This is a genomic window from Sphingomonas sp. P3_C5 (assembly GCF_056402635.1).
Genome location: NZ_JBFUHA010000004.1, coordinates 454,149 through 468,237 on the forward strand (window position 1 = coordinate 454,149; position 14,089 = coordinate 468,237).

The window sequence follows — 14,089 nt, forward strand, 5'->3', positions numbered from 1 at the left end:
GCCATGAAGATTTTCAGCAAGGACGGGGTCGAGATGATGGACATCTCAGCGATTTCGCTGGCTGACGGCCGCATCGTCATCAAGGGCAAGATGATGAAGTCCATGGCGACGACGCTGCATGTCGAACCCAAGGGTGTGTGGGAAGCTTTTCGCCTGTTTCCGTGGAAGCTGCTCGTCCGGCTTCCCGTCATGTTGATCCAGGGTTGGAGCGCGAGCAAAGACAGCAGGTAATCCTGCTCCTGGAGTGTTCATCACATCCCGCATCCGGGTACGCGCTTGCGGCATGCCGGGGATGTGGCCTCGGGTCTCAAACGCGTTGGAAACGCCCCCGTCTCATCTGCGGACAGGGGAGTTCCGTTTTTTAGGCCATGTCGAGATCTTCGGCCGATAGCGAGCCCAGGCCGCCCAGGTCGCCGACGAACTTCTCGCAAACGGCCCGCTCAACATAGTGTTCCCAGTGCGCTTCGGCGACCTGCGCTGAGGACACGACGGGATAACCAAGGCCTTCCGGAATTGGATTGTCCGGACGCGAGACCAGCGCGGCAATGCAGACAATGCCGACATGGATGCCTTCCGGATTGAGATCTTCGTGGAGGACACGCGCGTAGTTGAGTGCAGCACCGGCTGCGACACCGAAGCTGGCAGTGAAATTGATCGGATGCTTCGCAGATGCGGCAGTCGTGAACAGCACAGTACCTGATTTGCGCTCAAGGAATGCCGGAAGCACCGCGCGAACAGCGGTGATTGCGCCCAGCACTGCGATGCTCAGATGGAATTGCTCGTTCTCGACATCGATATTCCGTGCTGTCCGCAGGCTTTCAGGACCCGCAGTAGGGCCGAATTCCAGTACGTCGATATGACCGTAGTGGCTCTTGATCGATGCCAGGGACGCCGCGAGTTCAGCCTCGTCCGATACGTCGGCTGGATGGGCACTCGCGGTGATCCCCTCATCGTCCAACTGTTTGACGAGTCCGGCCAGCTTTTCGGAGTTGCGGGAAACGAGTGCGACCTTGAAACCCTCGCGGCCAAATCGTTGAGCGACGGCCAGTCCCACGCCGGGACCCGCGCCAATGACTGCTATTACCTTGCTCATGTCTGTTCCCCATTTTCCGGGCTGATCGAGTGGCAGCTTGCTGCGTGGCCAGGTGGGTGGCCCATCCGGGTGACCAGGCCCGATTTGTGAACCGATCCGTTCGGCGCTCCCCTGCCGACAGTTGGGCGACCTCTCGGCAGGGTCAAGCGCGATGCTTTGTCAATTCGACAAAAGCTGGGACTACAGTTTTCGCGAAAACTCCCTCATCCCGTTTCTTGACGGTTTGTCCAAGAATTTACCCTCACCGGCATATCTTTCGGTAGGGCCGGAAACAACAAATCGCACATCTAGCATGCCGGTGTTCGAAACCTGAGTTGGTCCTATGGTGCCGGATCCGGTCCGGTGAAGTTCTTCGCAATCGCGGTCATGCGCTCGTCGGCAAGCTTCGCTCCTCACATCCAATTCAGTCCGAAAAGGACCTAATTCGAATTTTGACGAGGAGATCATCTGCATGCCTAAAATCAAGGTCATTGACCGTTCGGGAAGCGCCAAGGAAGTCGAAGCCGTCCTTGGCCAGTCGCTCATGGAAGTTGTGCGGGATAATGGCTTTGATGAATTGCTGGCACTGTGCGGCGGCTGCTGCTCGTGCGCGACCTGCCACGTGATTATCGATCCGGCTTTCGTTTCGAAGCTGCCGCCGATGGATCCGGACGAAAACGATTTGCTCGACGGCACCACGACCCGTGAAGCTACATCGCGACTGTCATGCCAGATCAAGATAACCGAAGAGCTTGAGGGAGTTACCCTTACCATCGCGCCGGAAGACTGATCGAAGAGCTTGCACGTGAAGGTTTCGGATGAAATGCGCCTCGTGAGCTCTGACGCGATGTAAGGAGGGTTCCGTTTACTCTGCTGAGCTTCTGGTGGAATTAGCTGGCTTGGCTGATGTTTGGCCCACAACAATTAGGTGAAGATAGTCATGCGGATTGTCAGGTTTCTCAAGGACGGCAAGCAGGGTTACGGTCTGCTCGCAAATGACGCGGCTATCACGGTTCGCACCGAAGATGAAGGGTTCGGTCCAGCATCCTTCATTGAAGCGCTTGGGGGCGGTGAGGCGGGCCTCGCAAGTTTTGCGGCCGCTTTGCAAGCTGGACAGAGCGTTCCACTGGACTCTGTCGAGCTTGCGACACCCGTTCCGCTTACCGGAAAGCTGCTTTGCATTGGCGCAAATTTCGGTGAGCACGCCGCCGAGGCAGAAGCCGTCTTTACGCCTGGAAAATATGCACCGGTCTTCATTCGCGTGGCTGACAGCGTCGTTTCGCCCGGAGCGCCGCTGGTCAAGCCTAAACTATCAGACGATTTCGACTATGAAGGTGAGCTTGCCGTCATCATTGGCACGTCAGGTAGGCACATCGCCGTCGAGAACGCATTGGATCATGTCGCCGGCTACACCATCTTCCACGACGGCTCGATCCGTGACTACCAACTGGAGGCGCCGCAGTGGACCTTGGGCAAGAATTTTCACGCCACCGCTTCGCTTGGGCCAGCGTTCATCTCTGCCGACGAACTCCCAGCAGGCGCGAAGGGGTTGCGACTTCAAACTCGGCTGAACGGACAGCTCGTTCAGGACGCTTCCCTGTCGGATATGCTGATTGATGTGCCTTCCGCAATCAAAATCCTGAGCAGTGTCATGACTCTGGAGCCTGGCGACGTGATCGCGATGGGCACTCCGAGCGGTGTTGGCTTCTTCCGCAAGCCTCCGCTGTACATGAAGGATGGCGATCTCTGCGAGATCGAGATCGAGGGCATCGGTGTGCTCCGCAATCGGGTTATTGACGAAGCCTGACGGGCAGCGCCCAGCAACAATAGGAGCTGATGCATGACGACTTTTGTATTGTTGCATGGTGGCGGTGCGGGTGGCTGGATGTGGCGGTTCGTCACACCCGATCTCCTGGCGGCAGGGCATACGGTTTACACGCCAACCTTCACTGGCGTGGGCGAACGTTGCCATCTCACCAGTCGCGACATCACGCATTGGATGCACGTTCAGGATATCGCCAACATTCTCGAGTTCGAGGAGATCGAGGATGCTGTGCTGGTCGGCTACAGCTATGGCGGCAGCGTCATTCCCGGCGTCGCTGCGGAACAGCCGGGCCGGGTTGCCAAGGCGATTTTCCTGGACGCGTTGGTAACGCGTGCGGGCGAACCGCTTTCGCAGGCCATGGGCTATATGGATGCCGAAACTGCGACCGCACTGGAAGCCGCTCTGAAGGCGGGGGAGGGGCCGATCGACGCCGGAACCCGCAAGATCGTCAGGGACGAAGCGGCAGCCCATCCGCACAACATGCCGGCTGAACGCGAAAAATGGATGCTCGACAAGATCACCGAGATTCCGCTGCGCTGCATGGTCGATCCGGTGCGCTACGGTGCCGATTCCCTGCGCATCCCGGTTGAATATCTGGCGGTGCCGGAGCAGACTCCGATGCTGGCAATGCACCAGCGGGCGAGGGACTTGGGCTGGAAGGTCTCGATGACACCAGTCGAGTGCGACCACACCTTTCCACTCGGCCAGCCCGAGATAGTGGCCGGATTTTTGACCAATCTTTCATAAGTCGGCGCGACGGGAATTTGAAACCTGGAAGGGAATGCTGGCCGAGGACATCAGATATTGGATGCCGCTGCATTAGACCAGGTCCGAGGCCAGTGCCGGCATCGACCTGAAAATGGGCCGCAATGTCGAGGACTATGCCTGGCTTTCGCTCCGGTTGACCCGATTGTGATCGCAGAGCGCCTGGGCGGAAGAGCGACCTTCGCGCACCCGCCGCATGATCAGCAGGACGGCACACCGGCAGGGCTATGGTCGCTGTCCTTTCCGACGGCGCCCAGGGCGGGAAATATCCCTTCATTTGTTGGTGCTCTCAAGCAATCGGTGCACGTGCTGTCGTTTGCTTCGCCACGCCGGACTGTTCATGTCCATGGAGGGCGGCGGTGCGGGGCCCGGCAAAATCGCCGCCGGACGTCATTTCATTCGCGATGCCTTGAATATCGTGCAGCGGGTCAGCAACCGGTCGCCCGATAGGTATCTTTTGCATGCCCGGTTGTAAGCCGGGTCGAGATCGCTGCGGAGATTACGATGAGTGCTGGGCCTCTTGATGGTATTCGCCTGATCGAAATGGATGCGATCGGTCCCGTCCCGCTGTGCGGGATGCTGCTTTCTGGGCTGGGGGCCGAGATTGTCCGGATCGTCCGTCCAGGCGGGCAAGCTGCATGGAGCGATGTCGGCGAGGCCGTGCTGCTGCGCGGACGCATGACGGTGGGGTTGAATCTCAAGTTGCCAGAGGACCGGGAAGCTCTGCTTCGCCTGATTGAGCGGGCCGATGGACTGCTGGAGGGCTCTCGCCCCGGCGTCATGGAGCGGCTGGGATTGGGGCCCGGCGAATGCCTGGCCCGGAACCCGCGGCTGGTGTACGGACGGGTGACCGGTTGGGGGCAGACTGGACCGTTAAGCCACACCGCCGGTCACGACATCAACTACATCGCTATTACCGGAGCCCTGCATGCTATCGCGCAGGCCGGACAGGCACCGACCGTGCCGCTCAATCTTATCGGGGACTATGCAGGCGGAACGATGTTCCTTGCCCTCGGCATGGTTTCAGCGTTGCTGTCGGCCCGGACGACTGGTGTGGGGCAAGTGGTCGATGCGGCCATGGTCGATGGCGTGGCGAGCTTGCTGAGCTTGTTTCACGCGTTCATTTCGACCGGCCAGTGGGAGGATCGACCTGCCTCCAATCTCCTCGACGGCGCGGCTCCGTTCTACCGGTGTTATGTGTGCAAGGACGGCGGTCAAATTGCGGTCGGTGCCCTCGAGCCGCAATTCTTTGCGCAGTTCATCGACATACTTGGAATTCCGGCGGATCGCTTCGAACAGAACGACCGGTCTTCCTGGCCCGCCATGCTTGCCGAATTCTCTAGCATTTTCCTGACCGCGACGCGGGATGAATGGGCCGACCGCTTCGAAGGAACGGACGCCTGCGTGTCGCCTGTGCTATCGATGACCGAGGCTATGAAATACCCCGTCAATACGGCCCGGGGTGTATTCGTCGACCATGACGGTGTCAGGCAAGCTGCGCCCGCACCGCGCTTTTCAGTCACCCCCGGCGAAATTCGCCCCCGCAGCGCGGCGACGATGGAAGATGTCCTGGCCGATTGGGCCGACGTGAAGCAGGTGGTTCCCGCCGAAAGATAGGTGCGGAGCGAAGTCCTGACCGATTGAGCGATCGGGAAGCGCCGGTTGGCGTTGGCCGCAGGAGACGCAGACTGATGCCCGAAGTTTTCATCTACGACCACGTGAGAACGCCACGCGGCCGGGGACGGCCCGACGGTTCACTGCACGAAATACCGGCGATCCAGCTGACGACGCAATTGCTGGAAGCGATACGTGACCGCAACGGCCTCGATACGGCACTGCTGGATGACGTGGTCATCGGTTGCGCCCAGCCGGTGGGCGAGCAGGGCGGTGTGCTGGCGCGCGCGGCTGTGCTTAATGCCGGTTACGCCGACACCGTTGGCGGTCAGCAAGTTCACCGCTTCTGCGGCTCGGGTCTCGAAGCGGTCAACAACATCGCCGGCCAGGTGGCATCGGGCATGGCGATGGCCGGCATCGGCGGCGGTGTCGATTCCATGAGCCGCACGATCATGGGCTATGACAGCGGAGCCTGGTCTGCAGATCCGCGCGTCGCCCTGCACAACTACTTTACCCCGCAGGGCATCGGCGCGGACCTCATCGCGACGCTGGAAGGGTTCAGCCGCACCGACGTTGACAGCTATGCTGCCGAAAGCCAGCGCCGCGCCGCCGAAGCCTGGAATGAAGGACGCTTCGTGCGTTCGATCGTTCCGGTGCGCGACGTGCTGGGCGAGATCATCCTGGACAATGACGAGTTTCGCCGTCCGGGCACCACAGTCGAATCGCTGGCAGCCCTGAAGCCGGCGTTCACGGCATTGGCGGCGGCTGGCTTTGCCCGTGTGGCCCGGGAGCGCTACCCGCAAGTCGAAGAGATCAACCACGTCCACACCGGCGGCAATTCCAGCGGCATCGTCGATGGGTCGGGCGTCGTGCTCCTGGGCAATGCGGAGTTCGGCAAGGTTGCCGGCCTCAAGCCGCGGGCCCGCATGCGTTCATGGGCATCCATCGGGTCGGAGCAGACCATCATGCTCACCGCGCCGGTCGCCGTGGCCGAAAAGGCGCTGAAGAACGCTGGCATGAAGGCCAGCGAGATCGACCTGTGGGAACTTAACGAGGCTTTCGCCAGCGTTGTCCTGCGCTTCATGAAATACATGGAAGTGGACCACGACAAGATCAACGTGAACGGCGGCGCGATTGCGATGGGACATCCGCTCGGCGCGACCGGGGCGATGATCCTCGGCACCGTGCTCGACGAACTCGAACGCCGTGATCTCAACACTGCCATGACCCTGCTGTGCGTTGGCAACGGCATGGGCACAGCTGCCATTATCGAACGGGTCTGACACGATGCGACACATTGCTATTGAAACTGGTGCCGACGGCGTCGCCATCCTGATCCTGGACAATGCCGACGAGACGATGAACGTCGTCTCGGCAGACTGGTTGGGAGAGATGAACGCTGCGATCGCGCAGCTTCGCGACGATCCGGCCGTGACCGGAGTTGTCATCACCTCGGGCAAGAAGGCCTTCATGGCCGGGGCCGACCTCAAGGCGCTGGTCAACGCTTACGGCAAGATGAGCGCGCGCGAGGCCTATGCCTTCAGCCAGAAGGCCACCGCGATGCACCGGGCCCTGGAAACGATGGGCAAGCCCGTCGCCTGCGCCCTCAACGGGCTGGCGCTGGGCGGCGGGTTCGAACTGGCACTTGCCTGCCATTACCGGGTGCTCAGCGATGACCCGAAAGCTGTCGTAGGCCTGCCGGAAGTCAATGTCGGGCTGCTTCCCGGTTCGGGCGGCACGCAGCGGCTGGCTCGGCTGATCGGCGCCCAGCCGGCGTTGGACCTTTTGCTGACGGGCCGCTCGCTCAACCCGGAGCAGGCTCTCAAGGCTGGGGTGGTCGACGCATTGGCACCGGCCACGGACGTTGTCGCTGCGGCTAAGACCTGGCTGGCCGGCAACCCGGATTCAGCCCGGAAATGGGATGTGAAGGGCTATGCCGCTCCCGAACAGCGCATGATGATCGTGCCGGAAGTGGCGCTGGGCATGACACTGGACAGCGCACGGGTCGTGAGCACAGGCGGCTACAATCTGCCTGCGCCCGCAGCGATCCTTTCTGCTGTGTTCGAAGGCATCCAGCTTCCGTTCGACAAGGCGCTTGCGGTTGAAGGCAAGTATTTTGCCAAGCTGCTGACCAACCCGGTAGCGCGCAACATCATCCGGACCACCTTCATTTCGAAGCAAGGCGCAGAAAAGGGCGCCCGTCGGCCCACCGGCGTGCCCAAGACCGTCTTCACCAAGATCGGTGTGCTGGGCGCTGGCATGATGGGCGCGGGCATTGCGCTCGTTGCCGCGCAAGCAGGCATCGACGTTGTCCTCATCGACCGCGATCAGGCTTCGGCTGACAAGGGCAAGGGCTACAGCGAAAAGGCGTTCGACAAGCTCGTCACCAAGGGTTCGCTGACGCAGGACAAGGCCGATGCCATGCTCGCGCGTATCTCACCGACCGACGATTTTGCCAGGCTCGACGGCTGCCAGATGGTCATCGAAGCCGTTTTCGAAGATGCCGCCGTCAAGGCCGAGGCGACTCGCAAGGCCGAGCAATACCTGCCGGCGGACGCGGTATTCGCGACCAACACTTCGACCCTGCCGATCGGGGGCCTAGCTGCCGCGTCGAGCCGTCCGGCGCAGTTCATCGGTACGCACTTCTTCTCGCCGGTCGATCGCATGGGGCTGGTCGAGATCATCATGGGCAAGCAGACCGCACCCGAGACCCTCGCCAAGGCCCTGGATCTCGTCGCGCAGCTGCGCAAGACGCCGATCGTGGTGAATGACAGCCGCGGCTTCTATACCAGCCGCGTGTTCCGCATGTTCATCTTCGAAGGCGCCGCCATGCTGGAGGAAGGCATCGAGCCTGCGCGGATCGAGAATGCTGCCAAGGCCGCCGGATTCCCGATCGGGCCGCTCGCGTTGCTCGACGAAGTGACCATTGAACTTCCAGTCAAGATCATCGACGACGCTGCTGGCGAACCCGGCAATACTTATACGATCGAGAAGGGCTATCAGGTTCTCAAGCGCATGATCGAACTCGGCCGGGGCAGCCGCAAGGCCGGGGGGGGCTTCTATGAATATCTCGACGGCGGCTCAAAGCGGATCTGGCGGGGGCTGGCGCAGGAATTCCCGGTTGCGGCGGACCAGCCGGAGCAGGCATTCCTCAAGAACCGCTTCCTCTACTCGCAGGCCATCGAGACTGCGCGCTGCTTTGAGGAAGGCGTGATCGAGACAGTCGAGGACGGCGATCTCGGCGCGATTTATGGCTGGGGCTATCCGGCCTGGACCGGGGGAACCCTCAGTTTTATCGATACGGTCGGGATCGGTGACTTCATTGCCGAGGCGGATCAGCTCGCCCAGGCATGCGGTTCCCGGTTCGCACCTTCAGCATGGCTGCGCGATCGGGCCGCCCGAGGCGAGGGTTTCTACTCCGCCGCGCAGGAGGGGTAACGTGCGCAGGACGATCTTCGAATCCGAGCATGAACAGTTTCGTGACAGCGTCGCGCGCTTCATGCAGGCCGAGGTCGGTCCAAACCGCGACCGTTGGCGCGAGGCCGGAATAGTCGACCGCGAAGTCTACCTGAAGGCCGGAGAGCAGGGCCTGCTCGCGATTTTTGTCGATGAGGCCTATGGCGGACAGGGGATCACGGATTTCCGGTTCAACCAGATCATCATCGAAGAAAACATGCGCCATGGCGACATCGGGTTCTACATCAACCTGCATAACGACCTGGTTGCCCCTTATTTGACCAAACTCGGAAGTGAGGAGCAGAAGCACCGCTTCCTGCCGGGCGTCGTTTCGGGCGAGACGATCCTGGCCGTGGCGATGACGGAACCTTCCACCGGCAGCGATCTTGCCGGCTTGCGCACGCGAGCTGTCGAGAAGGGCGACCATTGGCTGCTCAACGGCGCAAAGACCTATATCTCCAACGGTATTCTTGGTGATGTTATCGTCGTTGCAGCGCGGACCGATCCGGAACGGCCGCACGGCATCAGCCTGTTCCTGGTCGAGCGCGGCATGGAAGGCTTCGAGCGCGGTCGCAAGCTTGAAAAGATGGGCCTGAAAAGCCAGGACACTGCCGAGCTGTTTTTCAACGACGTCAAGATTCCTAAGGAAAACCTGCTGGGCGAGGAGGGGCAGGGCTTCCGCTATCTTGCGTTGATGCTGGCCCAGGAGCGCCTTGTTGCCGCAATCGGCTTCCTCGCCACGGCGCAGACCGCGTTTGACCTGACTCTCGACTACGTCAAGGAGCGACGCGCCTTCGGCAAGCCGATTGGCGCATTCCAGAATACGCGCTTCAAGCTGGCCCAGATGCGCGCTGAACTCGACATGGCGCAGACCTATGTCGACCAGTGCGTGCTTTTGCTGAATTCGGGGGAACTGCGTGCCGAGGATTCCTCGGCAGCCAAGCTGCTCACCAGTGAGCTCGAAGGCCGGGTGATCGACCAGTGCCTCCAGTTTCACGGCGGGGCCGGCTACATGGACGAATACCGGATAAGCCGCATGTACACCGATGCGCGGATCAGCCGCATCTTCGCCGGCACCAGCGAGATCATGCTGGAAATCATCGGCCGCGGCCTTGGCCTCGACGAGCGCAAGCTGGTCTGATGCGTCATTGTCGGCAGCTATGCATGCAGCCGGTATCGGGCGGCCATGTCCAGCCATTCCTCAAGGGTGTCAGGCAGGCTGTGCCAACGCCGGGTCCACTGTTCGCTGGCCGGGACGAGGATCACGGTAAGCGTGGTCTGAAGAGTGCGGAAGGGTAATAACTGTAGGAAGCGGTAGTTCGTTAGCGAGGTGAGCGATGTTCAGTTTCAAATTGGACTATGTCAAGAAACTGGTGAGGTGCACCGTCAGCGGGGACGTCACGATGCTGGATGTCCCGGAATTCAATCGTCAGCTGGCCGCCCGCGCAGAGGAAGCGCGCCGAAGGTTCGGGTATTTCCGGCTGCTGTCGGACGCCACCGAGGCGAACGTTCAGCCCGTCGCGGTCGTCGAGAAAATGTCGAAGCCAGAGGATCACCTGCGCGAGCCCGGCGATAGATGGGCTGTGGCGATCGGCTCGGTGCTCTCCAAGCTCCAGGCGAACCGAGCCTTTACGCACCCCAATGTCAAAGCCTTTACGTCGCTGCCGGAAGCGGAGGCATGGCTTCTCGAAGGCGATGGCCCGCCGCAGCGCTAGTCTAACGAGAGGCCGTCGCTGTCAATCGGCGTCCCCAAACGGGCTTCGAACTGCTCGCAAGCGAGACTTAGCGCGCTCGTGACGGCGGCCTTGTCGCGGGCGAAACGTGTCCGCAGGAAGTCGATATGCGACTAGCGGCTGCCAGAGCCTCATCCTGCGCTAGCTCAGGCTAGCGATGTGTTGAGCGAGCTCTTGTGGGGCGTTCAGGAAGGGCGAGTGGTCCGTATCCATCGTAATTGACCGCACACACCCGAGGCGGCTGGCGACCTTGAGCTGCCAATCGTAGGGCAACATCCTATCCTGCAGGCAATGGATATAAGCGCGCCTCGTTGTCCCGAACCGCTCATCGGAAGTGGTGATCGGCGTGGTCATCGGTGCAATGGGTTCAGGGCAGATTCCGGCCGCAGCATGGGCCACGTCCGCGGCGGAACAGCCGTTGAAGAGCAGCGGCAATATGTCTTCGGATGCAATAAGCGTGTGCCCATTATTGACGATGCGCATGTACGGCACTTGTGCAAACGACTTGCGGGTGGCCACCGCCTCTCCTTGTGGCGGAACCACGGCTGTCAGGAAGACCAGCGCAGCAAAGCGGTCAGGCGCAATTTCCGCAGCCCTCGTCATGACAAGGCCGGCACGGCTATGTCCGACCAGCACCGGTAAATCGGCTTCGCGATCCGCCAGGTCGAGCACATGCCGGGCCCAAAGATCGAGCGTGACTAGTTCGTGAGGTGTGGTGTCGCAGCCCATTCCGGGCAGTTCTATGGCTAATGCCCGGTGGCCCATGGACTGCAATTCCGGCACGACGCGGTCCCAACACCATTTTCCATGAAATCCGCCGGGAACAAGCAGGAAAGTGGTCATGTCAAACCTCCACAAATCACGAAAAATCGCGCTCCGATAATCGAATGCGGTTTAGTCTAAGCGTGCAGGATGCTCGTGGAATCCAACCACTTGCACTGGAAGCTCGGCTCAGACCTATTCTTCTCAAGATCCACCCGGAATTCACGCGGTTCTGTGGGGTTGCTACCCGCTGACAGAGATAATCGCACACGACAGGTAATTAAGCGATCATATGAGCGAAACGCCGAACTGGCAATGATCGGAGGCGGGCGATATTTTGCAATTTGTCTGGCAGAATCTCGTGCTTTGCCGCCTCTGGTCAAGTAAAATTGATTCTCTGAATTTACATTGGGTGAACCTGATCCAGATGTCAGGTCGGTGGTGGAGGACGCATGCGCGCAGCAAGGATGCTGGAACGGAACGGAGTGCCCGTCGTTCAGGATGTTCCGGAATTGCCCGCTCCCGAAGGCACTACCCGGATCCAAGTTGTTGCTGCCGGATTGCAGCAAGGCGATCTCATGCGCGCGCAGGGCGTCTACAAGACGCCCGAAGTTCCGTACACAATCGGCGGCGAGGGGGTCGGCCTGCTGGCCGACGGCCAGCGCGTCTATTTCGGTCACTCCATACCGGCATCTGGTGCAACCTGCGAATTCACGGTCGTTCCGGACGAGGAAATCTGGCCGATTCCCGATGAACTCGACGATGGAACGGTGATTGCGCTGGCCATTGCCGGAACCGGTGCGCTGATCCCGCTCGAGACAGCAAATATCCAGCCTGGCGAGAATGTGCTCATTCTCGGGGCAACCGGGCCACTCGGACAGATTGCGCTTCAACTGAGCCGAGTGATGGGTGCCGGACGGGTGGTCGGCGCCGCGCGTAGCCTGCCTGCGCTAGAGCGCATCAAGTCGAGGGGCATTGCCGACGACGTGGCGCAGCTTGGCCAAGGCGACGATGAAGCGGCGCTTAAGGCTGTCTCCGGCGATGGTTTCGATGTTGTGCTCGACTGCCTCTATGGCAAGCCTGCCGAGGCGGCGCTGCGCGCGACCAGAATCGGCGCGCGCATGATCAGCATCGGCATCCAGGCGGGCGAAACCATGGTGGTTCCCCTGCGCGATCTGTTCCAGCGTTCGCACCTCTGTGTGGGTACCAGCCATCGCAGCGCCGCGGAGCGCAAGGCAGCTTTCGATCGACTGCTCGCTTATGCGGTGTCCATTCCCTTGGTAGTCGATTCGGTTTCCTTCGATCTCGATCATGTCGCCGATGCATGGACCGCCCTCCAGAAGGGTGGCCTGGCCGGCAAGATGATAGTGAAGCTCAAGTCGTGAGTGGCCAGCAAGGCTCCTCCAAACGACCGGAGCGCGAGAACCTGCGCCCGTTGCTCGAGGCTTATCTTGGCGCAATCATACCCGGTGCCACCGGCGTGACGGTTGTGCTGTCGGAAGAGGCAGCCAAGGCGGGTTTCTCGGCGGAGACCATCATTTTCGATGCCGACTACCAGATGGACAGCACGCCTGTGCATCTGCCACTTGTTCTTCGTCGCCAGGTCGTGGGTGAAGAGGTCACTCACGATGCCAGCCTAGCAGTGCAGGCCCGGATCATGGATGCACTTCGCACCCGGACTACGCTGCCCGTGCCTGGAGTGATTGGCATGGGTGATGCGGATGGGCCGTTCGGCGCGCCGTTCATCATAATGGAGCGGATGCCCGGTCGCATTGTACCGCAAATGCCGAACTACCATGTTGAAGGCTGGGTGGCCGATCTCCCCTTGGCGGAGCGTGCCGGCGTTTGGGAGAGGGCGATCCGCGCTATTGCCGCGGTTAATCGGGTCGATTGGCGCGACGGTCTGCAGTTCCTTGACAATCCTGCTGCTGGACGCGCCGGGCTCCCGCAGTACATCGCCTGGGTTGAGGATTGGCTGCGGTGGGTACTTGGCGATCGATCCAACCCGGTGGCAGAGGCCGCGCTGGCCTACGTCAAACGGAATATGCCAGCCAATGCGCCCGCCGACCTCGTTTGGGGTGATCCAATCCCCGCGAACCTGCTGTTCGATGATGCTGGTCATATCAGTGGCATCATTGATTGGGAGTTTGCTGCGCTGGCACCCGGAGAGCTCGACCTGGCCTGGTGGCTCTATTTCGATAACCTGTTCAGTGCGAGCTTCAACTTGCCGCCGTTGGCTGGCTTGCCCGACCGCGAACAGACCATTGCCATTTACGAGAGCGAACTTGGCCGGCCCGTTTCCGATCTGGCCTATTACGAATTGCTGGTTGGCCTGCGCATGATCATCGCTGCGACGCGTTCCTTTGATCGGACTGTGGCGGCAGGGAAGGTACCGCCGGAGAGCCAGGCCTGGCTGAAGAATCCGCCATCTGCATTGGTCGCAGAGCAACTTGGTATCGAACCTGTAGAGGTCGGAACCGATTTCCACGAGTACAGGGCCGCATTGTTCAAGCGGGATTGAGCGGGCTGCACGGCCCAGAAAACGTCAATTCGCGTATCGGTCCGGATTTGCACTACACGTCAAATCGATACGTGGGAGATAACCATGAATATCGCTGCTGATGCCCGCCAGTTTTCCTCTGACCGGACGATATATTCGAAGGTTTCTGCGAGGCGGCCTACAGCGTACACCGTGAAGAGCTTGAGCGCCTTCAGCTTGAGGCGCTGCGTCAGCGCTTCAATGAAATGCGCGGCGGCGTTCAGATACTGACCGCGCTCGCAGACGAGCTTTGGCTTTACGTCGATCGAAAAGCTCGACGAAGTGGTCCCGCTGGCCGCAAGACAGCATCGAGCCGCTGCCGC

General features: G+C 60.8%; 13 protein-coding genes. 11 read left to right on the forward strand and 2 right to left on the reverse strand.

The annotated features are described in order from the left end of the window. Positions 1-3 precede the first annotated feature (3 nt). Positions 4-231 carry a hypothetical protein gene (locus AC1DVS_RS13270; RefSeq protein WP_478023691.1) on the forward strand — a complete coding sequence of 76 codons (228 nt, stop codon included), beginning with the start codon at positions 4-6 and terminating at the stop codon, positions 229-231. A gap of 130 nt (positions 232-361) precedes the next feature. Here the strand turns inward: AC1DVS_RS13270 and AC1DVS_RS13275 are convergent, their stop codons facing one another. Beyond that, on the reverse strand, positions 362-1,093 hold the full coding sequence (locus AC1DVS_RS13275; RefSeq protein ID WP_478023693.1) for an SDR family NAD(P)-dependent oxidoreductase: 732 nt from the start codon (positions 1,091-1,093) through the stop codon (positions 362-364). Between the two features lie 451 nt (positions 1,094-1,544). Here AC1DVS_RS13275 and AC1DVS_RS13280 point away from each other — a divergent pair, with 451 nt between their 5' ends. The 8 genes from AC1DVS_RS13280 to AC1DVS_RS13315 all read left to right on the forward strand — a co-directional run bounded on the left by AC1DVS_RS13280 (position 1,545) and on the right by AC1DVS_RS13315 (position 10,447). Next, positions 1,545-1,862, forward strand: coding sequence for a 2Fe-2S iron-sulfur cluster-binding family protein (locus AC1DVS_RS13280; RefSeq protein ID WP_478023694.1), 318 nt, complete (start codon positions 1,545-1,547; stop codon positions 1,860-1,862). A 138-nt stretch (positions 1,863-2,000) separates the two neighbouring features. Beyond that, the gene (locus tag AC1DVS_RS13285; RefSeq protein ID WP_478023696.1) at positions 2,001-2,879 is read left to right on the forward strand and encodes a fumarylacetoacetate hydrolase family protein; all 879 of its coding nucleotides are present in this window, start codon (positions 2,001-2,003) and stop codon (positions 2,877-2,879) included. Positions 2,880-2,912: 33 nt separating this feature from the next. Further along, on the forward strand, positions 2,913-3,644 hold the full coding sequence (locus tag AC1DVS_RS13290) for an alpha/beta hydrolase (RefSeq protein WP_478023698.1): 732 nt from the start codon (positions 2,913-2,915) through the stop codon (positions 3,642-3,644). Between the two features lie 522 nt (positions 3,645-4,166). Beyond that, positions 4,167-5,279, forward strand: coding sequence for a CaiB/BaiF CoA transferase family protein (locus AC1DVS_RS13295; RefSeq protein WP_478023700.1), 1,113 nt, complete (start codon positions 4,167-4,169; stop codon positions 5,277-5,279). Positions 5,280-5,353: 74 nt separating this feature from the next. Beyond that, the gene (locus tag AC1DVS_RS13300; protein ID WP_478023702.1) at positions 5,354-6,559 is read left to right on the forward strand and encodes an acetyl-CoA C-acetyltransferase; all 1,206 of its coding nucleotides are present in this window, start codon (positions 5,354-5,356) and stop codon (positions 6,557-6,559) included. Between the two features lie 4 nt (positions 6,560-6,563). Beyond that, positions 6,564-8,714, forward strand: coding sequence for a 3-hydroxyacyl-CoA dehydrogenase NAD-binding domain-containing protein (locus tag AC1DVS_RS13305; RefSeq protein ID WP_478023704.1), 2,151 nt, complete (start codon positions 6,564-6,566; stop codon positions 8,712-8,714). A gap of 1 nt (position 8,715) precedes the next feature. Next, positions 8,716-9,873 (forward strand): acyl-CoA dehydrogenase family protein, encoded by a 1,158-nt coding sequence (locus AC1DVS_RS13310; RefSeq protein ID WP_478023706.1) that lies wholly within the window; start codon positions 8,716-8,718, stop codon positions 9,871-9,873. A 196-nt stretch (positions 9,874-10,069) separates the two neighbouring features. Further along, positions 10,070-10,447, forward strand: a complete 378-nt coding sequence (locus AC1DVS_RS13315) for a hypothetical protein (protein WP_478023708.1) — start codon at positions 10,070-10,072, stop codon at positions 10,445-10,447. Positions 10,448-10,606: 159 nt separating this feature from the next. On the opposite strand, the gene AC1DVS_RS13320 is transcribed toward AC1DVS_RS13315, so the two are convergent. Next, positions 10,607-11,308: an alpha/beta fold hydrolase gene (locus tag AC1DVS_RS13320; protein ID WP_478023710.1), complete on the reverse strand. Its 702-nt coding sequence runs from the start codon at positions 11,306-11,308 to the stop codon at positions 10,607-10,609. A gap of 371 nt (positions 11,309-11,679) precedes the next feature. On the opposite strand from AC1DVS_RS13320, the gene AC1DVS_RS13325 reads away from it, so the two are divergent. Together AC1DVS_RS13325 and AC1DVS_RS13330 are read left to right on the forward strand one after the other, a co-directional pair. Continuing rightward, a complete protein-coding gene (locus AC1DVS_RS13325; RefSeq protein WP_478023712.1) occupies positions 11,680-12,612 on the forward strand; it encodes a quinone oxidoreductase family protein in 933 nt (310 codons plus the stop codon). Then, complete coding sequence (locus AC1DVS_RS13330; RefSeq protein WP_478023714.1) at positions 12,609-13,748, forward strand: phosphotransferase family protein; 1,140 nt, start codon at positions 12,609-12,611, stop codon at positions 13,746-13,748. Before AC1DVS_RS13325 ends, AC1DVS_RS13330 begins: the two co-directional genes overlap by 4 nt. The last annotated feature ends 341 nt before the right edge of the window (positions 13,749-14,089 follow it).